Raw genomic sequence first — 24,940 nt, 5'->3', positions numbered from 1 at the left:
TATGGTTTTGCCAATCAAAAATTTTTCTTTTTAAGAATTGATTGTCTTTTTGTATAAAAAATACCACCCACATTTCTGTGAGTGGTATCGATATCCATCAATACCAGTTGACAGATACCCCAAAAAAGAAGACCGAGGAAACTCGATCTTCTTTTTTGATTTAATCAGTTGATTAGTCGTTTTCTACACCAGTACCTTCGTAGCAACGTTCAAGGAGTTCCTTAAGTTGGCTAACGAGTGGTTCAACTGGGTTAGTAGTTGTACATTGGTCTTCGTAAGCAAGAACTGCAAGTTTATCAACAACTTTATCAAAGTCTTCCCGACTAACATCATTGTCTTTAAGGCTTAACTTAACACCACACTTGTGAGCAAGTTCAATTACTTTCTTGCCGTATGCTTCAGCTAATTCTTCATCAGAGTTACCTTGAAGACCGATGAAACGAGCAATGTCAGCATAGTCCTTAGTTGCGTGGTAAGTCTCGTAGTGAGGCCAGAGAGCAAGCTTTTGTGGTCGCTTAGCGTTGAACCGGATAACTTGTGGAAGGGCGATTGCAATCAATAAACCGTGAGGAAGACCAAATGCTCCACCCATTTTGTGGGCAAGAGAGTGGTTAATTCCAAGGAATGCTTGACCGAATGCCATCCCAGCCATGGTTGAGAAGTCATGCATCTTCCGCCGAGCAAGCTTGTCACCCTTTACAGAGTTAGGAAGGTATTCCATAACCCCTTTGATGGTTTGAAGTGACCAACCACGAGTATAATCAGTTGCCATTACTGAAACATATGATTCAGTAGCGTGACAAAGGACGTCCAAACCCGTGTAAGCAGTGGTCTTGGGAGGAACAGTTTCAACGAATTGTGAATCAACAATCGCAATGTTTGGAGTTAATGCGTAGTCAGCAAGTGGGTACTTAACGTGGGTCTTGGAATCAGTAATTACGGCAAATGGGGTAACTTCTGAACCAGTTCCTGAAGTAGTTGGAATCCCAATTAATTGGGACTTAGTAGGCTTCTTGATTTGGTAAGCACGCTTACGAATATCAAGGTACTTTTGCATAACACCGTACCAGGAAGTTTCTGGGTGCTCGTAGAACATCCACATTGCTTTAGCAGCGTCCATTGGTGAACCACCACCAAGGGCGATAATGGTGTCCGGCTTAAAGTCGTTCATCATGGCAACACCCTTTTCAACGGTGTTAGTTGATGGATCTTCTTCAACATCATCGAAGACTAAGAAAGCAGTTTCGTTTTGACGAAGACGTAATTCATCAATTACTCGTTGAACGTAACCACGCTTGCTCATTCCTGGACCGGTAACGATAAAAGCACGGTCGATGTTAGGAATGTCGCGCAATTCTTTTAGTGAGTTGCGTTGAAAGTATACTTTTGGGGGAATCTTAACCCACTGACGGTTTTCACGACGCTTAGCAATAACCTTAATGTTTAACAGATCCCAGTCAGTAACGTTGTGTGATACTGAATTACCACCGTATGAACCGGTACCAAGAGTAAGGGATGGCGTCATGTTGTTGTAGATGTTACCAATACCACCGATACCAGATGGTGAGTTAACGATGATCCGGGAAGCACGCATTTCAAGACCGTACTTAGTAGCTAAATCATCATCAAGTGTATGGATAGCAGCGGTGTGTCCTTCACCACCGTAGTGAAGTAATTGACGACAAATATCAAAGGCATTTTCGTGAGAAGTTGCCCGGTACATAGTCAGAACTGGGGAAAGCTTTTCAGCTGAAAGTGGATAATCGTCACCAACACCTTCGTATTCAGCAATGATAACCTTAGTGTGTTCAGGAACGTCTTTCAAACCACACATTTCAGCAATTGCGTTAGCGGAACGACCAGCGATTGGACCACGTACTTGGTGCCGCTTTGTGTCGATAAATCCTTCAGTGAAGGTATCTAATTCATTTGGCTTAACGAAGTAACAGTTCCACTTCTTGAATTCTTCTTTTACTTGATCGTAAATTTCATCATCAACAACTACTGAGTTTTCAGTAGCACAAATCATACCGTTATCAAAGGTCTTGGATAAGACAATGTCGTAAACAGAACGAGCAATGTTAGCAGTCTTTTCAATGTAGGCAGGACCGTTACCAGGACCAACACCTAATGCAGGATTACCTGAACTGTAAGCAGCCTTAACTAATGCAGGACCACCAGTTGCCAAAATAGTAGCAATGTTAGGGTGGCGAAGTAATGCGTTGGTAGCTTCGAGACTACATTGTGGAATCCATTGAATCATGTCCTTAGGAGCACCGGCTTTTTCAGCAGCTTCCTGAAGAATCTTTGCAGTCTTAATTGATGACTTTAAAGCTTGAGGGTGGAAGGAGAAAATGATTGTGTTCCGTGTCTTAGCAGAAATAATGGATTTGAAAATTGTAGTTGAAGTTGGGTTAGTAACTGGGACAACACCGGCGATAATTCCTAGTGGATCAGCAATTGTAATTGTTTGGTCTTCATCATCGTCCTTGATAATACCGACAGTCTTATCATGACAAATGTTGTTCCAGATGTATTCACTAGCATAGATGTTCTTAATTGCTTTATCTTCAGCAACACCACGACCAGTTTCGTTTGCAGCGTCTACGGCTAAATCCATGTGGTGTTCTTCTGCTGCCAATGCCATTGCTTGACAGATCTTATCAACTTGTTCTTGGCTGTAGTAACGCAATTTGTCAAAAGCCTTTTGACTACGCTCTACCAAGTTATTAATCATAGTTTGAGCTTCTTGTTCTTTATCAACAGTTGTTGTAGTTTCAAGATTTTTCTTATCTTTAGCCATGAGAGTAAGCTCCTTTAGTTTTTTTGCTTTTGTTAATCATTGAACATAAATAAATATACTATATTTTTTGAAAAAGTAAATAGCTATGTGATTGAATGAACAATGGTAAAAAGAAGTGTTAGCGTTTCCAACTTTATTACTTCAATGACTGAGAACACAATAAAAATATTGGTATTATTTTTGGACTAGTCCACTAACAAAAGATCTTTTATTTATCGTTAATTGAAACATAGTTTACAATATTATAATAAAGATATTTAGTGCATATTTGATAGCTATGTTCTCGATTGAACAGGCTAAATAAAAAAACAGCAAGATAATCTTGAATAGTGATTATCTTGCTGTTTTTAGGATATTTGATTTTACTCTTTATCGTTCTTATCTTTTGAAGCGTTTGGATCCGCAACATTGTAGTCGTCATCGTTCATTGCTTCAACAGCACCCAAGCGGTAACCGTTACCTACTTGACTAAAGAAGTCATGATTTGCCGTTGATGTGGAAATCCCGTTCATAACAACTGGATTGACATCAGAAGCGGTGTCGGGGAAGAGCGGGTCTTGACCGAGGTTCATTAGTGCCTTATTGGCATTGTAACGAATGAAGGTTAAAACGTCTTCTGTCCAGCCAACCTGATCATAAAGCAAGTGGGTATACTTTTCTTCGTTATCATATAACTCGTAAAGGAAGTTATACATCCAATCCTTCATATCTTGTTGTTGCTTTTCAGTCCGGTCGTGCATTCCTACTTGGAACTTGTAACCAATGTAAGTTCCGTGAACTGATTCGTCCCGTAAAATTAATTTAATAATTTCGGCAACGTTGTTCAACTTATTATGTCCTAAATAATAAAGTGGGGTATAGAAGCCAGAATAGAAGAGGAAAGTTTCGAGGAAAACATTAGCAACCTTCTTCTTTAATGGATCTTCTTCCGGATTGCGGTAAATATTAGCAATTTGGACCGCTTTATTTTGCAAGAACTCTTCAGAATCTGACCAGTCAAAAATTTCGTTAATTTCTTCAGGGGTGTTTAATGTTGAGAAAATAGTTGAGTAACTCTTAGCATGAACAGATTCCATGAATTGGATGTTATTCAAGACCGCTGTTTCGTGTTGGGTTTTAACGTCTTGCTTTAAGGCAGTTAAACCAGCTTCAGACTGAACAGTATCCAGAAGAGTTAATCCACCGAAAACGTGACCAACAGTCCATTGGTGATCGGTATCAAGTTCTCGCCAATCATCTAAGTCATTCGAAACAGGAATTCGCGTATCGAGCCAGAACTGTTCTGTCAGCTTCTCCCAAGTTGCTTTATCGATCATATCAGAAACTTCATTCCAATTAATCGCTTTGTATTCTGTCAAAGGTTTATATTCTTCAAGCTTCATTTATTAGGCTCCTTATTCACAATCAACCATTTTATAAGATGTGAATTTTTAAAATTCATATATTTTTAAGTTTAGCAAGCATCAATCTGAAAATCAATTTAATCCCGCTTAGATAACACAGCTTTCACATTGGTTTGCACCAATTTCATCATTATCATCAGTAAATGTCCGGACATAGTAAATTGACTTGATCCCCTTCTTGTAAGCATAGTGCCGTAGAATGTTGAGATCACGAGTGGTCATTTTATTTGTTCGACCATTCTTCCATTCATAGAGGCCTTCTGGCATTGTTGAACGAACAAAGAGGGTAAGCGATAGTGATTGATCAACATGTTGTTGAGCAGCCGCGTAAGTATCAATTACTGTTCGCATATCCATATCATATGCAGAACGGTAGTATGGCATTGTGTCATTAGAAAGGTAAGGAGCAGGATAGTAAATTTTTCCAATCATCTTCTCTTGACGTTCTTCAATCCGATTAATGATTGGTGTCAAGCTTGCAGTTGAATCGTTAATGTAGGAAGTAGACCCGTTTGGAGCAACTGCCAATCGATACTCATTGTAAAGTCCATCAGCCATAACGTCATCCTTTAGCTTCTTCCAGTCATCAATCGTTGGAATATGGATGTTTGCAAAAAGCTTCTTAACAAGGTCAGACTTAGGACCCCAATCCTTACTTACGTACTTGTCAAAGTATGAACCATCAGCGTACTTGCTCTTTTCAAAATTATGGAACGTTTCGTGGCGTTCCTTTGCAATTTCATTCGAGGCAACTAGTGACCAGTAATTAAGCAACATGAAGTAGACGCTGGTGAATTCAACAGCAACTGGGCTTCCGTATTGAATATGATTCTTTGCTAAGTAGCCATGAAGGCCCATTGCTCCAAGCCCAATTGAGTGGCTAAGCTCGTTCCCCTTTTTGATTGAAGGAACCACGTCGAGACTTTCAACGTCACTGATCCGGGTTAGACCACGAACGATTGCGCGAATTGAACGACCAAAATCTGGGGTATTCATCATGTTAGCAATATTAGTAGAACCTAAATTACAGCTAATATCAGTACCAAGCGTTTCATAACTTTGATCATCGGCAACAACAGATGGGGTCTGAACCTGAGCGATTTCAGAACAGAGGTTACTCATCACGATTTTGCCGTCAATTGGATTGTCCCGGTTAACGGTATCAATGTTGATAATGTAAGGATAGCCAGATTCTTGTTGAAGCTTACTGATTTCATCTTCGAGGTCACGGGCATTTACTTTCTTTTTGTGAATCTCATCATTGGCAACCATGTTATCGTATTCTTTAGTAATATCAACGTAGGAGAATGGCTTACCGTAAACCCGTTCCACATCATAAGGGCTGAAAAGGTACATATCTTCGTCTTTTTCAACCAATTCATAGAACTTATCAGGAACGGTAATTCCAAGAGAGAGGGTCTTTAGCCGAATCTTTTCGTCAGCATTTTCCTTCTTGGCACCTAGAAATTCAATAATATCCGGGTGGAAGACGCTAAGGTAAACAACTCCAGCACCTTGACGCTGTCCCAACTGGTTAGAATAGGAAAAACTATCTTCTAACAATTTCATTACCGGGACAACGCCACTAGCAGCATGTTCGATTTTCTTGATTGGGGCCCCAGCTTCACGGAGGTTGCTCAAATTAATTCCCACACCGCCACCAATCTTGGAAAGCTGGAGTGCGGAATTGATTGTCCGACCAATTGTATTCATGTTATCTGTTGGCTGAATGGCAAAGCATGAAACGAACTCTCCCCGCCGTTTCCGACCAACGTTTAAGAAGGTTGGGGTAGCTGGTTGGTAGCGTTGGTGAATAATTTCATCGGCCAAGATCATTGCTAAATCTTCATCCCCGTTTGCTAGGTAAAGGGCGTTCATTGCAACCCGGTCGATATAGTTCTCAAGGTAATATTCCTTGTCGTTAGTTCGCAAGGCATATTGAGCATAGAACTTGTAAGCGGCCATAAATGAATGAAAATGAAAATCTTGTTGCTTCAAGTAGTCGTATAACTTTTCAATAAAAGTATCACTATACTTGTCCATAAAGCCGTCTTCAATGTAGTCATTGTCTTCTAACCACTTATAGCGAGCAGTTACGGAGGCAAATTGCTTGGTATTAGGTTTTACATTATTCTCAATAAAGTCTTTGAGAGCGGCTTGATCCTTGTCTAACTGAATCTTGCCATCTTTAGGAATATTAACCTCATTGTTAAGGTCATAGTACTTAACTTGTGTTAAATCAATATCAGACAGTGCCATGTTTTTTCTCACTTTCTATCATTCATTAAAAATAGCGAATAAAAAAAGTGGCTGCGATAAAAAATACTTTCTATCACTAACCACTCTAAAATCATCAAATTTCGGTATAGGTTGATGAATTTTGAATAGTCCTTGCGATTAGATTAAATAGCTTGAGTTAATTTATTTAATTTGTCAGGACGGAAACCAGAAAAGGCATTACCATTTGGCAATTTAACGACTGGAGTTGCCATGAAACCTTCTGACTTTAAACTGTTAATAAATTCTGGTTGTTCATCAATATTATGTTCAACGAAATTAATGTTGTGGGCTTTTAAGAATTTCTTAGTCATTTTGCATTGAATGCAGTTATTTTTAGAAAACACAGTAACCATTTTGATCCCCTCACTCGTCTTATTTGATGTTTTCTAGTATAGCGATCTTATGTAAAAAATCAATGAAAAAGTGCTATATATTGTGTGACTTTAAATGGTGAAACACAATATATAGCACATGAGGTGGGCAATTATGTATGTGAAACTTTTTGATTTATTTCTTGATAAATGATAGATTGATCAACAAACTAATATTATACACTGAAAAGAGAAATTTAACATGGATTAAAGGAGAATTTTTACGATGAGGGAAAGGGTAACGGTTCCCCAAGAAGAACAAGTAAAGTTTATGCGAGCGGCCATTGCTGAAGCAAAAAAAGCAGCGTTGTTAGATGAGGTTCCCATTGGTGCGGTAGTGACCTATCAAGGAAAAATTATAGGTCGTGGTCATAACATGCGGGAAAAATTTCAGGACGTGACTTATCATGCAGAAATGCTAGCAATTATGGAAGCTTGTTCCTACCTTCATAGTTGGCGCCTTGAAGATTGTGACCTATACGTTACTCTTGAGCCATGCATGATGTGTAGCGGAGCAATTGTAAATGCGCGAATCAGAAATGTTTTTTACGGGGCGACTGATCCTAAGGCAGGAACGGTTGATAGTTTGTATCATTTGCTTGATGATGAGCGATTGAATCATCAGGTTTATGTGACTGCTGGTGTTCTTGGTGAACAGTGTAGTCAAATGTTAAAGGATTTTTTTCGGGCAGTAAGGAAAAAGAGGAAACTTGCCCGAAAAAAGAAAAAGACTAGTAATTCTAATTAAAATGTTGTATGATGATATTTGCCGTAAGGCCTTAGAGCAAGGGTATGCTTACGAACCGTGTCAGGTCCGGAAGGAAGCAGCACTAAGTTTGATGTATCTTGTGCTCTAAGTTTTTTGAGAAATTAACCGTGAGGCTGGGATTTTATTTCCTGGCCTCTTTAATTTTATAATTGAAAATTTTATTTGTCTTAAATTCAGTTCAAATGATTTTTCTTTTGATAAAAGCTAGTATAATATTAAGCAGCATTAAAATTACGGAAAGGAAGCTGATTAATGAGTTACCAGGCATTATATCGTGTATGGCGTCCACAGCGGTTTGACGATATGGTTGGTCAACAAGTTGTTACCCGGACGCTCAAAAACGCCATTATTACTCACCAAATTAGTCATGCCTACCTCTTCGCTGGGCCACGGGGGACTGGGAAGACTTCTGCGGCTAAGATTTTCGCCAAGGCTGTTAATTGTCATCATTCTCAAGATGGTGAGCCATGTAATGAGTGTGATACTTGTAAAGCAATTACTAATGGTCAACTAAATGATGTTATTGAAATTGATGCTGCATCGAATAACGGTGTGGAGGAGATTCGTGATATTCGCGATAAGGCGAAGTATGCACCAACGCAAGCGGACTATAAAGTTTACATTATTGATGAAGTTCATATGCTCTCAACAGGGGCGTTTAATGCTTTACTTAAGACACTGGAGGAACCGCCTGCTAATGTAATCTTTATTTTGGCAACAACTGAGCCGCACAAGATTCCGCTTACAATTATCTCTCGGGTTCAGCGGTTTGATTTCCGTCGTATTTCGGCTACTGATTCATTTGAACGCATGAAGTACATTTTGGACCAGAAAAAGGTGAAGTATGACGAAAAAGCATTATGGGTGATTGCAAATGCTGCAGAAGGTGGAATGCGGGATGCATTAAGTATTCTGGATCAGGTCCTCTCCTTCAGTGATAACCAGGTTAAGCTCGATGATGCCCTTTTAGTAACTGGGAGTGTTACTAAGCAGCTGCTAAAGAAGTACTTTTTGGAAGTTTGTCAAAGTCAAAGTGCCTCTGCGCTGGAAACAATGAAGCAGATTCTCGGCGAAGGGAAAGATGGTCAGCGATTTATTGAAGATTTAATCTCGTTTATTCGAGATGTCCTTTTGTATCAGGAATCGCCTGATTTGGTCAAGGTTGAGAGTACGGGATTAAAAGATGAGGACTTTACAGAACTAAGTAAAGCAGCTTCGTCAACAACGCTATACCGAATGATTGATGACCTAAATAATATTCAGATGGAAATGCGGTTTACGACTCATCCGGATGTCTATTTGGAGGTTTTAACAGTTAAGCTATCCCAGCCAGAAGCGGAGCAGTCTGTTACTAGCGTGCCAAAGCCAACTCAAGCTAATCAAGAAGCCAATCAAGCGGAAGTTGATAAACTTCAAGCACAGGTTCAAGCTCTTCAGCAAACCGTTAAAGAACTTCAGCAACAAGGAACCACAACTATTAAGCCGGTTGCAAAAGGCTCTTCTAAAACGGTTAAAGAGCAGCCACGTGTTAAATCACGAAGTAACCGTGTCAATTTGCACCAGATTTATCCAGTTCTTGGTGCAGCCACGCGTCAGGATCTTGCTAAAATGAAAGAACTCTGGGGAGATATGCTGAATATGCTTAGTGTTCCCCAGCGATCGCTCTTACACGTTTCTCAACCTGTGGCTGCCAGCCCGGATGGGATTATCGTAGCGTTTGACTATGCTTTTCTTTTTCAGCAGGCAACTGATGATCAAGCTTTGATTCAGGCAATGGAAGATGGGCTTCAACGTCTGAGTGGTGATCAACGCAGAGTTGTATTTGTCCCTAAGGATCAATGGCCGCAAATACGGAAAGAGTATATTCAAAGTCATGGTTTAGGTAAAGGGACTTCTCGTCCTGCTAGTGATAATTCTCAACCTACGGCAGCCAGTGCTGAGGAACCAGCAGAGGAGCCGGTTTCAACTGCTCCGGTAATGGTTCAAGAACCACAACCAAAGTCAGACGAGCAAAAAGATTTGGTTACGACTGCCCAAGAATTGTTCGGTAGTGATATTGTTAAGGTAGAAAATAATTAAAGGGGAATGATAAATTATGATGAACGGTATGAACATGCAACAAATGGTAAAACAAGCTAAAGAAATGCAAAAGAAAATGATGGCTGAACACGAAGAACTCGCTAAGCAACAATTTGTTGGTCAAGCACCGGATGGCATGGTAACCGCAACCTTTACTGGTGATAATAAGTTGGTTAACTTGGAAATTAAGCCAGAAGCTGTTGATCCTGATGACATTGATATGCTTTCAGATCTTGTATTGGCAGCCGTTAATGATGGAATGAAGAAGGTCAACGATGCTACCCAAAGTACTTTGGGTAAGTACACTCGTGGCTTGGGGATGTAAGAGTGCAGTATCCTGAACCGCTAGCAAAGCTAATTGAAAGCTACACTAAACTACCGGGTATCGGTCAAAAGACGGCTACCCGGCTAGCTTTTTATACACTGACGATGCAAGGCGATGATGTTACGAACTTTGCTAAATCATTGTTGTCAGCCAAGCGCGATCTTCATAGTTGTAGTATTTGCGGCAACATTACTGAAGATGATCCGTGCCCAATTTGTCAAGATAAGACTCGTGACCGTTCACAAATCCTTGTAGTTGAGCAATCACAGGATGTTATGGTAATGGAGCGAATGCACGAGTATCACGGCTTATATCACGTCTTAAATGGTGTGATTTCACCCGTTGCGGGAACTGGCCCAGAAGATATTAATATTACTAGCTTATTAGATCGCTTGAAAAAGGACGATGAGATAAAAGAAGTGATTATTGCAACTAACGCTTCATCGGATGGTGAGCTAACTGCTAGTTACCTTGCAAAATTGATTAAGCCTGCCGGAATTAAAGTTACGCGGTTAGCCCACGGACTTTCTGTCGGAGCTGATATTGATTATGCGGATGAAGTAACCCTGTTTAAGGCTGTTCAAGGACGAACGGAGATGTAACGAATGCTTTTTCATCATCGGAATCAAGAAGAGATAAAGCAAGAGCGCGACCAGCGACTATTGAACTTAATTTATGAAACAAAGGCAAGCTGGGATCACGCAAAGGAAACCGAGCGAGCTGTTTATGAGGCCAATGCAAGTACGGAACTTCATTATCGTAGTCGCTTACAAGAGCAAAAGTATTTGTACCTTTACCGAATTGCGCGCAAATTTAAAGTGCATGGTGAACTAAACCAGAGCGTAATCGATCGTTAGGAAGAGGATTAATGGTAGGAAAATTTATTTCATTTGAAGGACCGGATGGTGCTGGAAAAACAAGTGTAATTACCGCAATTCAAGCCGAGTTAGAGCAACAGCTTGGCAATGAAAAAGTAATGTATACGCGTGAACCTGGAGGCAACCATATTTCTGAGCAGATTCGCCGGGTCTTGTTTGACGAGCATAACACTGATATGGATGGCAGGACGGAGGCGTTATTATTTGCGGCTGCCCGTCGTCAGCACATCGTTTCAGAGATTTTGCCAGCCTTAAAAGCAGGTAAAGTAATTCTTTGTGATCGTTATGTTGATAGTTCAATTGCTTATCAGGGAGCTGGGCGCCATCTTGGTGAGCAAAAGATTTGGCAAATTAACCAGTATGCAATTGACGGGTTGCTGCCTGACTTAACTATCTATTTGGATGTTGAGTCAAAGTTAGGTTTACAGCGAATTGATAAACACCGGGCCAACCAAGTTAACCGGTTAGACGAAGAACAGTTAAGTTTCCATAAAACTGTTCGTGAAGCATTTCTTCGTCTTCAACGAGAAGATCCAGAAAGAATTAAGTTGATTGATGCTAGTCAGTCGCTGCCTAAGGTAATTAGCGATGTTAAACAAACAATTCATGCAAAGTTTAATGATTTGTTTTAAGGCAATGGTATTTAAGGAAAGGTGATTTATTATGAAAATGATAATTGCGATTGTTCAATCCAAGGACAGTAATCGGCTTCGGAAAGCATTTGCCAACAACCATATCCAAATGACTCAACTTTCTACAACCGGTGGCTTTCTCCGTGAAGGGAACGCAACGTTTTTGATCGGGATTGAAGATGAGCGCGTTCAAGACGTTCTTGATATTATTAAGAAGAACGCTAAATCTCGTGAACAATATGTTACGTCGCAAATGCACATGGATGTTGAAGGGGGCTCTGCCTTTCCGGTTAATGTCCAAATTGGTGGAGCAACTGTCTTTGTAATGCCAGTAGAGCAGTTTCATAAGTTTTAGTTGAGTAGGTGAAAAGAAGTGGCTGACCAATTGCAGGCAGAACGTTTGCAGCCCTTAATTGTTAAACAATTGCAAACGGTAATAAAAAATCATGAACTAGCGCATGCTTACCTCTTTGTTGGTCCAACTGGCTCAGGAAAAAGTCAATTGGCCATGTGGTTAGCACTACGGCTTTTCTGTCTCCATTTACAAAATGGTGAGCCTGATCTTACTTGTTCAGAATGCCAGCGAATTTTAAGCGGCAACCATCCTGATGTGGTCGTTGCTAAACCGGAAGGACGGCAAATTAAGGTTGATGAGATCCGTCACTTGAAGGATGAATTTACTAAAAGTGCTGTTGAGGGAAATAAAAAGCTCTTTGTAATTCATGATGCCGAAAAGATGACGAATAATGCTGCCAATAGCTTGTTAAAGTTTATTGAAGAACCGGGTCCGGGAATTTACATTTTAATGTTAACCACTAATAAGAGCGCAGTATTACCTACAATCCGTTCGCGGACACAAGTAATTGAGTTGCGTCCATTAGCGCGGGCTGAGCTTGAAAAAGCATTAGCTAAGCAAGAAATTCCCCGAACAGAACGAAGCGTTGCTATCGGATTAACTGATTCTGTAAGCGAAATTCTGGAATGGCGAAAAGATGACTGGTTAAAACAGACAATTGCAGCAATCTCATTGTGGTACCGGCACATCAGTAATGCAAACATGTTAGGCTTCGTTGATGTTCAAACAGAGATCGTTAAGCTAGCAACTGATCGTCAAAAGCAGCAGTTGATTCTCGATCTCATGGCATTGATTTGGCGAGATACGTTATTGATTGCCAACGGAATGACTGCTGAAGAGGATCTGCACTTTTTACAGGATCAAGAACTCCTAACAACAACCGCTCAACAATATTCTGTACAGACATTGTTAGAAATTAGTCAGGAAACATTGGCTAGTCGACACCTTTTAGACCAAAACATGGCATTTCAGAACGTTGCAGAACAGTTAACCATCAAAATTGCTCAAGCACTTTCGGCATAGGAGGATAATCACAATGAGTGAACATAGTAATCCAAGTAATATTTATGATCGCTTCGCTCAGGTAACTAAGCAAACACATGACCTAGTTGCTAATATGGAACAGCTCCAGGCCCAGGTGACAGAATTAATGGAAACTAATGCTGAACTTTCAATTGAAAATGATCATTTACGAACGATGCTAAAGAAGATGCATCAACAAAAGCATGATGATGATCACCTTTCCGGTTCACGGGAAAACTTAAAGAAGTTGTACCAGCAGGGTTTTCATGTTTGCAGTGAATACTTTGGTAAGCGGCTTGAGCAGAATGAATCGTGTACTTTTTGCTTAGACACGATTTTTGGTCATGATCAGCCAACAATTAAGTAGGGAGAGGAAAATGCAACAAGTTAGTAGTTTTCAAAATCAGGATTCGGGAACGTTATACCTTGTACCAACACCGATCGGCAACTTAGACGATATGACATTTCGGGCAGTTAAGGTGCTAACGGAGGCTGACTTGATTGCAGCTGAGGATACGCGGCATACTCAACAATTATTAAACCATTTTGATATTCACACGCCTGAGATTAGTTTCCACGAACATAATACGGAACAACGAATTCCAGAATTAATTGGTAAGTTAAAAGCTGGAATTACGATTGCTCAATGTAGTGATGCGGGGATGCCATCAATTTCCGATCCCGGAAAAGAATTAGTTGCAGCAGCAGTAAAAGAGGGGATCCCGGTTGTTCCATTGCCAGGTGCTAACGCCGGCTTGACCGCGTTAATCGCCTCCGGTCTCGTTCCCCAGCCATTTTACTTTTATGGTTTTCTTGAACGGAAGCACCAACAGCAAGTTCAGGAATTAGAACAATTACGGAATCGTTCAGAGACCATGATCTTCTATGAAGCACCCCATCGGTTGAAGAAAACTCTTAAAGTGATGGCTGAGGTTTTTGGTGACGATCGACAAGCCGTTTTAGCTCGTGAATTGACTAAACGGTATGAGGAGTTTAGTCGGGGAAGCTTAGCTGAGCTAACTGCTTTTTATGATGAACACCAGCCACGAGGGGAATACGTTGTGTTAATAGCAGGGAATCCTCATCCAGATGAAGAGGTTCAAAATAATGAGACTGGAACGCCAATTGAACAGGTTGACCAGAAAATTAGTGAAGGGTTATCCACTAATGAAGCAATTAAATTGGTTGCCAAGAAGAATAAGCTAAACCGTCAGGAACTCTATAAGCAGTACCATAATATTTAGGAGTAAAAATGGAATTAAAACAATCAGCACAAGAATATGAAATTCCACATCAATTAACTTACTATGAGTGTGATGAATTAGATCACCCTACTTTGAGTATGGTAATGAGTATGCTCTCTGTTGTTGCTGATGAACAAAGCAACAAGCTAGGATTAAATCAGGAAGTCGTTCAATCGACAGGTGGCTCGTGGGTCTTTGTGAATTTTGAAGGGAAGCTTGATCTTCAATCTTTGAGAAGTGGTGACACTGTTATTCTGGGGACACGAGCAACAGGATATAACCGTTTTTTCGCTACCCGTGAGTTTTGGGTTCGTGATAAGGATAGTCAAAAAGAATATGCTCATGTACAAGCGTTATTAGTATTTATGAATTTAACTAGTCGAAAGATGGAGCAGATTCCTGAAAAGGTAATTGCAGCTTATCAAGCGCCAAAAGTTAAGCGGGTGTCACGGGGGAAGCGCCCTAAGCCGATTACAGAAGATGCACTATTATCAGAAAAGCAATATCATGTTCGCTATTTTGATTTAGATGCTAATCGACATGTTAATAATGCTCGTTACTTTGATTGGCTTTTAGATCCGCTTGGTGAGGAATTTTTAACGACTCACCAATTAAAGTCATTTTCAATTCAATACCACCAAGAAGTTCGTGCCGACCACGATATTATTAGTGAATTTACGATGGCAGATCCGCATACTAGTCTTCACCAGATTAAAAGTAACGGTACACTTTGTACGATAGCTGAGTTTGGCTGGTTAAGTTAAAAAATTGTCGAATTAAGCCGTTCGAAAACTACTGTACTAAAAAAGGGTTCAGGAAAGACATTTTGTTTTTTCTGAACCCTTTTTAGCACTCTCTTTTTGTTCATTAATGGTAGACTTAAAGTGGAAAAACATTGAGGGGTGATTAGAATGAAAAATTCGTTAACGGCAGTAATTTATTTACAACCGGACCAGATTTTCTTACGGATTATTGAGCTCCCAAGCCTTAAAGTAATTAATGACGTCCGTTCAGGGTTATTTGATATCGGTGAAGATGATAAAACCGCTAATTATCGCAAAAATATGGCAGCGATTACTGATAATATAGAAGGATTTAAGGAACTAATCAGTGATTATCAAGTTGATAATATTAGATTCTATGGTGCCTATGAAGATATGGATAGTGTCACTGCTAGTTATGTTGCTGACCAGCTAAAGGTTCGTACAGGGCTAAAAATTGAGTGGCTGAATAATAATCAATTAATGGCCCAGTCAATGAGTTATATTGTTGATCAGTTACCAGAATTTAAGAAGCTCAGTAAGCACTGTTTGTATATTTTGAGTATTGGTTTAGACAGCTCAACATTGGCATTCTTCCACCATGGTAACTTTGAAACTTCATGGGAAATTGATCTTGGTGGTGCCCAGATTCACCGCTTAGTTAACCAGTTGCGACAAACAACGACTAATCCAACAGAAATTATTCAGGATTATATTGGGAGTAAGCTTGGTTACTTAGCGCCTGAACTAACACAACAGCAGAAGACAACGATGATTGTCCAGAATGCACCGTCGTTAGCAAAACGCTATGTAGATAAACACCAAAAGATTGGTGAAATTGATCGGAAAAAGTTTCGGGAAACGTTTAATCACCTACTGATTCCTCAAGATCGGTATATGTACAACAATGATATTGATCTGGCAGAGGCGCAAGATGAATATATTTTACCGAACTATTTGGTAATTGCTCGAATGTCAGAATTGATTAACCCGTCAAGCCTTTACGTTACTAACCTTTCAATTATGGATGGGATTGCAAACGGGATTGCGACAGATAATGACGTTTCTCAAGCTACCGTAAATAATATGATCCGGACATCTGCGGACAATATTGCTAAACGGTACGGAATTGACTTTGCTCATGCAGACTTTGTTAAGAAGTATGCGCTCCAATTCTTTGACGAATTACGACCAATTCACCGGTTAAGTAACCATTATCGGTTGCTGTTGGAAGTGGCAACTAAGGTTGATGATATTGGGAATTTTATAAATCAACAAGGCCACTATCGCCATTCAGCATATATCTTGGAGGCTAACCCGATGATCGGGCTTTCAGATGAAGATAACTTGATTATTGCTGAGGTTGCCCGTTATCACAGTACGGAAAGTCCAACCATCAATCAGTCACATTATCGTCATCTGGACGAAGATATTCAATTGCCAGTTGCTAAGTTAGCAGCAATCTTAAGGTTAGTTGATTCCTTAGATGATTCACGGCAGCAGAAGATTAGTCGAATTCAGTTGAAGTTAAAAAACGGCCGATTAATTATCAAAGCGACTAGCTCAGATGATTTAGTGCTAGAAAGCTGGTCATTTAGTCATAAGTCGCAACTATTTGGTGATGTCTTCGGTATTAAACCGGTGTTAAAGGAAAAAGAGGGGCGGTAAAATGTACAAGGAATTTTATAAACCACAAAATTACGTTAACCGGGAACTTAGTTGGATCGATTTTAATGGTCGGGTTCTCCAAGAAGCAACCGATACTAGTAACCCGCTTCTTGAACGGGCAAATTTCTTAGGAATTACCCAAAGTAACGTTGATGAATTCTTCATGGTACGGGTTGCGTCACTTCATAAATTGGCAGCTGCTAATGTAACAACGACGGATGCGTCAGGAATGACACCTGAGGAGCAGTTAACGGCTGTTAATAAGAAAGAACATGAAATGGTAAAGGAACGCTACGAAGTCTACAACAAGCAAATTATTCCTGACCTAAAACAACACCATATTAAGATCATGCAACTAGCTGATTTAGATGATCGGCAAAAGGAATTTATTCGGCGGTACTTTAGTGATGAACTAATGCCAGTATTAACACCGATGGCTGACGATACATCACGGCCATTCCCGTTTATTGCTAACAATTCACTTAACATTGCTATTCAATTACGGCGGGATCCAAAGCAAAAGAAAGCCGTCCAGGAACAAGAAATCCTTGAAGGCGATCGGGAGGTTAAGAGTCGCCAGCTTGAACCTCACGATGATAGCCGAGAATCGGACATTAAATTTGCTACCGTTCGTGTTCCATCTATTTACAAGCGGCTAGTTCGTTTGCCGGGAGAGAATAACTTTATTTTAATTGATGAAGTGATTAAACGGTTCCTTGGGCAGCTTTTTCCTGGTTATCAAATTTTAGCTTCAGCAACTTACCGAGTAATGCGGGATATGGACTTGGATGTGGCAGAAGAAGATACTTCTGACCTATTACGAGCTGTTAAGCACCAGTTACGTGAACGGGAACATGGTGAAGTAATGCGGCTTGAAGTAGAAAACTCGATTGATGAGTGGCTAGAGGATCAGCTGATTGACAACCTGCACGTGAATGAACGTTCAATTTACCGGGTAAATGGTCCAGTAGATTTAACCTTCTTGAAGAAGCTTTCGGGGATGGTTGATGGGCATGACGATCTCCGCTTTCCACCATTCCATGCTTACCAAAACCCTGCTTTAGACATGGAACATAATATTTTTGCTGCTATCCGGAAGCACGATTATTTAATGCAGCACCCGTATGATAGTTTTCAATCAGTAGTTAACTTTATTCACCAGGCGGCACTTGATCCAGAAGTCCTTGCGATCAAGATGACCCTTTACCGGGTATCTGGAAATTCACCGATTATTAAGTATTTAGGGATGGCTGCTCAACGAGGAAAACAAGTAACTGTCCTGGTAGAAGTTAAGGCTCGGTTTGACGAACAAAACAACGTTCGGTGGGCTCAACGATTAGAGCAAATGGGCTGTCACGTAATTTATGGACTTGTCGGCCTTAAAACACACTGTAAGGTTGCTCTGGTTATTCGGCGCGATGAGGATGGTCTTCGTCGTTACATGCACCTGGGGACCGGGAACTATAATGATGTGACTGCTCATTTCTATACTGACATGGGCCTTCTTACTTGTGAACAGGAAATTGGGATGGATATGACAAACCTCTTTAACATGTTATCTGGGTTTGCTCGGCCACCGTACTTCAATAAGATTCGTGTTTCGCCAAACGGAATTCGGAACTTTATTAACCAGAAGATTGATCAACAAATTAAAATTGCTGAGAGCGGCAATCCAGCCTTGATTCGAATGAAGATGAATTCACTTTCGGATAAACAAATTATTGCACACCTGTATGAAGCAGCATCTAAGGGAGTTAAGATTCAGCTGATTATTCGGGGAATTACTTGTTTGCGGAACGATTTACCGGAGCTGCACGGGAATATTGAGGTTCACTCAATTGTTGGTCGATTCCTTGAACACTCCCGGATTTACTACTTTGAAGGTAACGGTAATGAAGAAATTTACCTTTCAAGTGCTGATATGATGACCCGCAACCTTAATCGGCGGGTTGAGGAACTTTATCCAGTAGAACAGGCAGATACAAAGGGCTAAGGCAATTTCAATCCTTGACGATATGTGGAAGGATAACGTCAAGGCCCGGATCCTTGTTGGCGATCACTATGAACGGATTGATAATCGTGGTGAAGAGCCATTTAATGCACAAGAATTCTTTGTTCAACGGGCAAATGTCGAAAGCAAACAAACGAAACGCCAGGAAAAGTCGAAACGTCATTTTTCAAATGTTTTTGAAACGTTAAGTCGCCACGTTCCAAGTCTCCACCTTGATTCACGAAAGGGTGAACACCATGAGTAAGGACTCTCAATACCTAGCAATCATCGATCTTGGTTCTAACTCTGTCCGCTTAAAGATTGATCAGATTAACCTTGATGGTTCGTACCAGACAAAACAGTACGAGAAACGATATGTTCGTCTTTCATCAGATATGGGACCAGAAAAGATTTTAAAACCGGAACCAATTAAACGAACGCTAAGAGCGCTTACCGAATTTCGCCAGATTTGTGATCAATATAGGCATCTGAAAATTCTTGCTGTAGCGACAGCAGCGGTTCGTCAGGCGCAGAATCAAAGTGATTTTTTACAGCAAGTTCAGAAAAAAACTGGCTTTGTAATTCACGTGATTTCCGGTGAACAAGAGGCTTACCTTGATTATATCGGGGTTAGTCATACTTTAGCCCTGAAAAATGGTGCCATCCTAGATACTGGTGGTGCTAGTATGGAGATTATCCTGGTTAATGACGGGCAGGCTGAAGAAGTAGTAAGTATCCCACTCGGTTCAGTTTTACTTTCGCAACGGTATGGACTTGGGGATCAAGTTAGTGCTCCCAACCTGTTTAACGCGATTGTGAAAGTTGATCAGGTCCTAAGTAAGGAGTTATGGCTAAATCGTATTCGTCATGGTGAACTGGTTGCACTAGGGGGCTGTAACCGAGCATTGGCAAAAATTTTCCGTTGGCAACAAGCAGTTAATTCAAGTCGGGTTGCACCAGTCCACGGGTTAACGATGAGTCCCGATGAGGCATTCACAATTATGCAGCAGCTATTAAGAAGCTCGCGAAGTGAACGGGCTAAGATCCGTGGCGTTAACAAGGAACGGGCTGATGTTATTGTGGGTGGCCTATTGCCATTAATGAGTATTGTTCGTCAGCAGCAAATTCAACAAATCCAATTTAGTGATAGTGGCCTACGTGAAGGATTACTATTTCGGTATCTTGAACATGAAACCAGCTTAGAAAATTTAATCACCCTGTAATCGGTTACACTATTTACTAAAATTTTACTTAATTTTACTAAACGGCCAATTATAAAAGTGCTACAATCGTATTTGAACAAGGAATTAGTAGACAGTCTGGTATTAGCAGATGTTGTCGGATAAGGAGGAAACAACATGGCAATTTTAGTTGCTGGTGGTGCCGGTTATATCGGTTCGCACATGGTTAAGGATTTAGTAGAACATGGGCAAGATGTTGTTGTTGCTGATAATCTTTCTACAGGTCACCGTGACGCAATTAACCCTAAGGCTAAATTTTACGAAGGGGATATTCGCGACCGGAAGTTCTTGGACAAGATCTTTGATAATGAAAACATTGAAGCAGTTGTACACTTCGCTGCTTTCTCAATTGTTCCCGAATCAATGAGCAAACCATTGAAGTACTTTGATAACAACACTGGTGGAATGATTACCTTGCTTGAAGCAATGCGTGATCACAATATTAAGTACATTGTCTTTAGCTCTACCGCTGCTACCTATGGCGTTCCAGAGCATATGCCAATTAAGGAAACGGATCCACAAAATCCAATTAACCCGTATGGCTTGAGTAAGCTGATGATGGAGAAGATGATGCACTGGGCTGACAAGGCTTACGGAATTAAGTTTGTTGCTCTTCGGTACTTCAACGTTGCCGGTGCCGCACCAGACGGAACCATTGGTGAAGATCACGGCCCTGAAACCCACCTAGTTCCAATTATTTTGCAAGTTGCTCAAGGTAAGCGTGATGAATTGAGTATCTTTGGTGACGACTACAACACACCAGACGGGACCAATGTTCGTGACTATGTTCATGTTATGGACTTGGCTGATGCCCACATTTTAGCAATTAAGTACCTTGAAGCTGGCAATGAAAGCAATGCCTTTAACTTAGGTTCCTCAACCGGATTCTCTAATAAGCAAATGCTTGAAGCAGCTCGAGAAGTTACTGGCGAACCAATTCCCGCAAAGATTGCTCCACGGCGTCCAGGAGACCCTGATTCATTAGTTGCCGCTAGTGACAAGGCCCGGAACGTTCTTGGCTGGGATCCAAAATACGATGATGTTCATGACATTATCGCAACAGCATGGAAGTGGCATTCAACCCACCCAAAGGGCTATGATGACCGCGACTAATTAGTAAAGTTTAGAATGTATTCATAATAATAAACCTTCAAAAAAGCAACGTTTAGCAGGGGGAGTTTAGCTAAACGCTGCTTTTTATTTTGGCCTAAATTAATGCAAAAAGTGGTTGGTGTGATAAGATGTTAGATGATTGAAAGGATGATCGAAGAAATGAAAGTACTTGCCATTGATACGTCAAACCATCCAATGAGTGTTGCGGTAGTTGAGGATGATCAGCTTTTGGCAACTGAAACATTGAACATGGTGCGTAACCATAGTATTTATTTGATGCCAACAATTGATAAGCTATTTAACCTGGTTAAGTGGCAACCAGAAGACGTTGACAGAATCGTTGTTGCTCAGGGACCAGGATCATATACCGGTATTCGGATTGCGGTTTCAACCGCCAAGGTCCTCGCTGACACTTTGAAGAAGGAACTAGTTGGTATTTCGAGCCTTGAAGTACTAGCACGGAATGTTGTGCCAACAACTAAAGAAGTAATTGTGCCATTTCTTGATGCCCGGCGCGGTAATGTTTTTGCAGGTGCATACCAGTGGCAAGATGGAAAATTGGTTAATCGGATTCCAGATCAACATCTGGCAATGAAGGACCTCCTCCAGCAACTTGATCAATTACAGCAGCCAATTTTGTTAGTTGGGCACTTAACTGAACGAATTGAGAAGACAATGGGAGAAATGCCAGCCAACATCCAGTTAGCTCCACGACCATTTGCCATTCCTTCAACTTACCAGTTAGCACTTGCTGGAGAAAATGCTCAGCCAGTTAAGGATATTGATTCGCTGATTCCGCATTATTTACGGATTACAGAGGCTGAGGCTAACTGGCAAAAACTTCATCCGGGTGAGACTAGGCAAAATTATGTTCGCGAAGTTTAAAAACTGGCTTAAACATCATCAGGAAGCAGGCCAATTAACATTTGATCAACAACCGAAGCTAATCAACGGACGTCAGTTTACCATTCGTCGTGCAAGATTCACTGATATCCCTTCAATTATTAGGATTGAAGAATTGATATACGGGACGGCTCCCTGGAACGCCAATGCTTTTCAAATTGAACTAGAACGGGATCACGATCGATTGTATCTTGTAACAGTCTATGATGGACAAGTGGTTGGCTATGCTGGTTGTTCATTTAACTGGTATAAACATGAAAGCCACATTACTAATATTGGTGTAAGTCCGGCTTATCAGGATCAGGGAATCGGTGCTAATTTGATTCAAATTTTAAAGACCTATGCTGGCAACCATGGTTATCCGCGAATGACGCTAGAAGTCCGGATTCATAACCTAAGAGCACGAAAATTGTATGAACAACTTGGATTTCATCAAACCAGTATAAAAGCGCACTATTATATTGATAATCGCGAAGACGCGGTTGAGATGGAAGTAAAATTGCAAAGTAGAGGGGAAAATACTTAGTTATGGCAGAGAGAACGTTAATTTTGGCATTTGAAACGAGCTGTGATGAAACAAGTGTCGCGGTTGTCGAAAATGGTACCAAGATTTTGTCAAATATTGTTGCAACCCAGATTGATAGCCACCAACGATTTGGCGGTGTTGTTCCAGAGGTGGCTAGTCGGCACCACATTGAATGGATTACCCGGTGCACTGATCAGGCACTAGCAGAAGCTAACGTTTCATATAACGATATAGCAGCTGTCGCGGTTACTTATGGTCCGGGACTTGTCGGTTCATTATTAATTGGAGTTACTGCAGCTAAAGCAATTGCATGGGCACACAAATTACCATTAGTGCCGGTAAACCATATGACTGGTCACTTATATGCTGCTCGCTATGTTGGCGAGTTTAAATACCCACAAATGGCATTGCTTGTTTCGGGCGGTCATACAGAATTAGTCTACATGAAAGCTGAACATGAATTTGAAATCATTGGTGAAACTCGTGATGATGCTGCAGGTGAGGCTTATGATAAAATTGGCCGAGTCCTTGGGGTTAATTATCCTGCTGGAAAAACGATTGATGAATGGGCAGCTAAGGGGGAGGATACTTTCCACTTCCCACGAGCAATGGAAAAAGAAGCAAACTATGACTTTAGTTTTAGTGGCTTAAAGAGTGCCTTTATTAATACGGTTCATAATGCTGATCAACGGGGCGAAAAACTAAATAAATATGACTTAGCAGCTAGCTTTCAACAAAGCGTTGTTGATGTGTTGGCAGAAAAAACGATGCGAGCACTTGATCGCTATCCGGTAAAACAACTGATCTTAGCTGGTGGGGTTGCTGCTAACCATGGTCTTCGCTCTCGATTAGACCGTGATATGCATAAGTATCATCCAGACGTAACGATGCTTCAGGCACCACTGAAATTATGTGGTGATAATGCAGCAATGATCGGTGCGGCTGGATACATGTGCTATCAACACGGTGATCGTGCTGGAATGAATTTGAATGCAGAGCCGGGATTAATGTATGGTCGAATGAAGTAAAAATAAGAATGTAATAAATAAAATCTCTAAGTAGTTAATGAAAAGATAAGCTTCTTAGAGATTTTATTTATTAATGAGTAGTTACTGATTGCTGCTTTCATAACTGGTAGTTATAATTACATTTTCAATAGTTGATTTATCTTGTAAAGTGATCATGTTAACTTATTCACAGAAAGATGAAGGGAGTTAATATCAATGAATAAGTTAACAGATAAAGTAATGCTTCGTCATGGCGCAGAATTGAATGATCGGGTTGTTATGGCTCCGATGGTTACTTGGGGTGGAACAGATACTGGTGAGATAACCCAAGAACAGTTAGACTATTACGCACGACGTTCACAAGTTGCAGGAATGATTATTACCGAAGCCGCCTATGTTGATCCAGAAGGAATTGCGTTTAAAGGTGAAATTGGTGTCTCCAATGATCGCTATTTACCGGGATTAAAAGACTTAGCTAAAACAATCCAGAGTCACGGAGCTAAGGCAATTTTACAATTGCATCATGGTGGTCGTGAAGCTGGAGTTTATTATGATCGTGGGGGCATTCCAGTTGTACCTTCGCAAATGGATTTTCCATTTATTGATTATCCAGTTCGTCAACTAACAAAGGAACAAATTCATACAATTATCGAAGAATTTGCTGAAGCTACAAAGCGGGCAATTGATGCTGACTTTGATGGTGTTGAAATTCATGGAGCCAATCATTATTTATTACAGCAGTTCTTCTCTGCTTATTCTAACCACCGTGAAGATGAATATGGTGGGACGTTAAGAAAACGAATGGAATTTGAACTGGAGATTGTCGATCAGGTACTTGAGACAGTGCGGAAGTATGCTAAGAAAGACTTTATTATCGGCATTCGAATTAGCCCAGACGAAATTCATGGTGATAATGTTGGTTTTACTTACAAAGAAAATCAAGCCTTTATCAAGGAATTGAACAAAAAGGATCTTGATTATGTTCACGTAGCTGGGAACTTTGTTAAGGGATTTGAATACGTTCCTCAAGGAGCAGAAAGTGATATTACAATTTTATATAAAGAAGTATTAAACCCAGAAATTAAGTTAATTGGTTGTGGTTCAGTATTTAGTGCTAAGGAAGCAGAAGAAGCTGTTCAAGAAGCAGATTTAATTGCCATTGCTAGAGAAGCATTAATTGAACCAGATTTTGCTAAAAAAATTCATGAAGGACAAGAAGCAGACATTATTTCTGAGGTGTCTCCTGAAATCTTGCCTGACTTAAAATGGACTAAGACATTGACTAATATCATTGTTAAAGGTGAGGGTGTCACAGGGAAACACGCACAACACGGTTATGTTCAAGCACTACCATTACCTAATGATGATTCAATTAAGCAATATCAAGGAGACGGCTTTACTAAGCGTTTTTAAATTTAATGTTTTGAGTAGGCTGTTATGAAGTGAGCTGAAGGGGCTGTGACATAAGTCCCTAATAATAAGCGGAGTTAGATGAAATCTTCGGATTTCATTTAACTCCGTTTTCCTTTAAAATATATGTTAGTAAAAGAAAAAGACACCGACCAGCCC

The 24,940-nt window shown here is 40.5% G+C and carries 22 protein-coding genes, 1 other RNA gene and 1 pseudogene; 20 read left to right on the top strand and 4 right to left on the bottom strand.

Annotation, left to right across the window (positions count from 1 at the left end; translation table 11 throughout):
* Nucleotides 1–172: 172 nt before the first annotated feature.
* The 4 genes from adhE to nrdH all read right to left on the bottom strand — a co-directional run bounded on the left by adhE (nucleotide 173) and on the right by nrdH (nucleotide 6,839).
* Complete coding sequence (gene adhE, locus HUK45_RS08400) at nucleotides 173–2,803, bottom strand: bifunctional acetaldehyde-CoA/alcohol dehydrogenase (RefSeq protein ID WP_191911953.1); 2,631 nt, start codon at nucleotides 2,801–2,803, stop codon at nucleotides 173–175.
* 362 nt (nucleotides 2,804–3,165) lie between these two features.
* A complete protein-coding gene (gene nrdF, locus HUK45_RS08395) occupies nucleotides 3,166–4,185 on the bottom strand; it encodes a class 1b ribonucleoside-diphosphate reductase subunit beta (RefSeq protein WP_102168633.1) in 1,020 nt (339 codons plus the stop codon).
* Between the two features lie 108 nt (nucleotides 4,186–4,293).
* A complete protein-coding gene (gene nrdE, locus HUK45_RS08390) occupies nucleotides 4,294–6,465 on the bottom strand; it encodes a class 1b ribonucleoside-diphosphate reductase subunit alpha (RefSeq protein WP_191911952.1) in 2,172 nt (723 codons plus the stop codon).
* A gap of 143 nt (nucleotides 6,466–6,608) precedes the next feature.
* Nucleotides 6,609–6,839, bottom strand: coding sequence for a glutaredoxin-like protein NrdH (gene nrdH, locus HUK45_RS08385; protein ID WP_191911951.1), 231 nt, complete (start codon nucleotides 6,837–6,839; stop codon nucleotides 6,609–6,611).
* Between the two features lie 244 nt (nucleotides 6,840–7,083).
* Here nrdH and tadA point away from each other — a divergent pair, with 244 nt between their 5' ends.
* The 20 genes and pseudogenes from tadA to HUK45_RS08285 all read left to right on the top strand — a co-directional run bounded on the left by tadA (nucleotide 7,084) and on the right by HUK45_RS08285 (nucleotide 24,784).
* Nucleotides 7,084–7,605, top strand: coding sequence for a tRNA adenosine(34) deaminase TadA (gene tadA / locus HUK45_RS08380; RefSeq protein ID WP_191911950.1), 522 nt, complete (start codon nucleotides 7,084–7,086; stop codon nucleotides 7,603–7,605).
* A gap of 28 nt (nucleotides 7,606–7,633) precedes the next feature.
* An RNA gene (gene ffs / locus HUK45_RS08375) (signal recognition particle sRNA small type) lies at nucleotides 7,634–7,720 on the top strand.
* Between the two features lie 158 nt (nucleotides 7,721–7,878).
* Entirely contained in the window at nucleotides 7,879–9,705 is a 1,827-nt protein-coding gene (gene dnaX, locus HUK45_RS08370) for a DNA polymerase III subunit gamma/tau (protein WP_191911949.1), read from the top strand.
* Between the two features lie 16 nt (nucleotides 9,706–9,721).
* Nucleotides 9,722–10,030 (top strand): YbaB/EbfC family nucleoid-associated protein, encoded by a 309-nt coding sequence (locus HUK45_RS08365; protein WP_003717548.1) that lies wholly within the window; start codon nucleotides 9,722–9,724, stop codon nucleotides 10,028–10,030.
* Between the two features lie 2 nt (nucleotides 10,031–10,032).
* The gene (recR, locus tag HUK45_RS08360; protein ID WP_191911948.1) at nucleotides 10,033–10,632 is read left to right on the top strand and encodes a recombination mediator RecR; all 600 of its coding nucleotides are present in this window, start codon (nucleotides 10,033–10,035) and stop codon (nucleotides 10,630–10,632) included.
* 3 nt (nucleotides 10,633–10,635) lie between these two features.
* Nucleotides 10,636–10,887 (top strand): YaaL family protein, encoded by a 252-nt coding sequence (locus HUK45_RS08355; protein ID WP_003717550.1) that lies wholly within the window; start codon nucleotides 10,636–10,638, stop codon nucleotides 10,885–10,887.
* Nucleotides 10,888–10,898: 11 nt separating this feature from the next.
* Complete coding sequence (tmk, locus tag HUK45_RS08350; RefSeq protein ID WP_191911947.1) at nucleotides 10,899–11,540, top strand: dTMP kinase; 642 nt, start codon at nucleotides 10,899–10,901, stop codon at nucleotides 11,538–11,540.
* Between the two features lie 31 nt (nucleotides 11,541–11,571).
* Nucleotides 11,572–11,895, top strand: coding sequence for a cyclic-di-AMP receptor (locus tag HUK45_RS08345; RefSeq protein ID WP_102168639.1), 324 nt, complete (start codon nucleotides 11,572–11,574; stop codon nucleotides 11,893–11,895).
* A gap of 18 nt (nucleotides 11,896–11,913) precedes the next feature.
* Nucleotides 11,914–12,918, top strand: coding sequence for a DNA polymerase III subunit delta' (gene holB, locus HUK45_RS08340; RefSeq protein ID WP_191911946.1), 1,005 nt, complete (start codon nucleotides 11,914–11,916; stop codon nucleotides 12,916–12,918).
* 13 nt (nucleotides 12,919–12,931) lie between these two features.
* Entirely contained in the window at nucleotides 12,932–13,285 is a 354-nt protein-coding gene (locus HUK45_RS08335; protein WP_191911945.1) for a DNA replication initiation control protein YabA, read from the top strand.
* A 10-nt stretch (nucleotides 13,286–13,295) separates the two neighbouring features.
* Entirely contained in the window at nucleotides 13,296–14,162 is an 867-nt protein-coding gene (gene rsmI, locus HUK45_RS08330) for a 16S rRNA (cytidine(1402)-2'-O)-methyltransferase (RefSeq protein WP_191911944.1), read from the top strand.
* Between the two features lie 8 nt (nucleotides 14,163–14,170).
* Complete coding sequence (locus tag HUK45_RS08325) at nucleotides 14,171–14,926, top strand: acyl-[acyl-carrier-protein] thioesterase (RefSeq protein WP_191911943.1); 756 nt, start codon at nucleotides 14,171–14,173, stop codon at nucleotides 14,924–14,926.
* Nucleotides 14,927–15,073: 147 nt separating this feature from the next.
* Nucleotides 15,074–16,591 (top strand): exopolyphosphatase, encoded by a 1,518-nt coding sequence (locus tag HUK45_RS08320; protein WP_191911942.1) that lies wholly within the window; start codon nucleotides 15,074–15,076, stop codon nucleotides 16,589–16,591.
* Between the two features lies 1 nt (nucleotide 16,592).
* A pseudogene (locus tag HUK45_RS08315) lies at nucleotides 16,593–18,846 on the top strand (RNA degradosome polyphosphate kinase).
* The gene (locus HUK45_RS08310) at nucleotides 18,839–19,804 is read left to right on the top strand and encodes a Ppx/GppA family phosphatase (RefSeq protein WP_191911941.1); all 966 of its coding nucleotides are present in this window, start codon (nucleotides 18,839–18,841) and stop codon (nucleotides 19,802–19,804) included. Before HUK45_RS08315 ends, HUK45_RS08310 begins: the two are co-directional and overlap by 8 nt.
* Nucleotides 19,805–19,939: 135 nt before the next feature.
* Nucleotides 19,940–20,935 carry a UDP-glucose 4-epimerase GalE gene (galE, locus tag HUK45_RS08305; protein ID WP_191911940.1) on the top strand — a complete coding sequence of 332 codons (996 nt, stop codon included), beginning with the start codon at nucleotides 19,940–19,942 and terminating at the stop codon, nucleotides 20,933–20,935.
* Between the two features lie 159 nt (nucleotides 20,936–21,094).
* On the top strand, nucleotides 21,095–21,820 hold the full coding sequence (gene tsaB, locus HUK45_RS08300) for a tRNA (adenosine(37)-N6)-threonylcarbamoyltransferase complex dimerization subunit type 1 TsaB (protein WP_191911939.1): 726 nt from the start codon (nucleotides 21,095–21,097) through the stop codon (nucleotides 21,818–21,820).
* Nucleotides 21,804–22,364: a ribosomal protein S18-alanine N-acetyltransferase gene (gene rimI / locus HUK45_RS08295; protein ID WP_191911938.1), complete on the top strand. Its 561-nt coding sequence runs from the start codon at nucleotides 21,804–21,806 to the stop codon at nucleotides 22,362–22,364. The genes tsaB and rimI overlap by 17 nt, the downstream gene beginning before the upstream one ends.
* Before the next feature lie 2 nt (nucleotides 22,365–22,366).
* Nucleotides 22,367–23,392, top strand: a complete 1,026-nt coding sequence (tsaD, locus tag HUK45_RS08290; RefSeq protein WP_191911937.1) for a tRNA (adenosine(37)-N6)-threonylcarbamoyltransferase complex transferase subunit TsaD — start codon at nucleotides 22,367–22,369, stop codon at nucleotides 23,390–23,392.
* Nucleotides 23,393–23,587: 195 nt separating this feature from the next.
* Nucleotides 23,588–24,784: an oxidoreductase gene (locus HUK45_RS08285; RefSeq protein WP_191911936.1), complete on the top strand. Its 1,197-nt coding sequence runs from the start codon at nucleotides 23,588–23,590 to the stop codon at nucleotides 24,782–24,784.
* Nucleotides 24,785–24,940: the final 156 nt, after the last annotated feature.

It is taken from the genome of Limosilactobacillus urinaemulieris (genome assembly GCF_014838745.1).
GTDB lineage: Bacteria > Bacillota > Bacilli > Lactobacillales > Lactobacillaceae > Limosilactobacillus > Limosilactobacillus urinaemulieris.
This window is presented reverse-complemented; position numbering and strand designations above follow the sequence as displayed.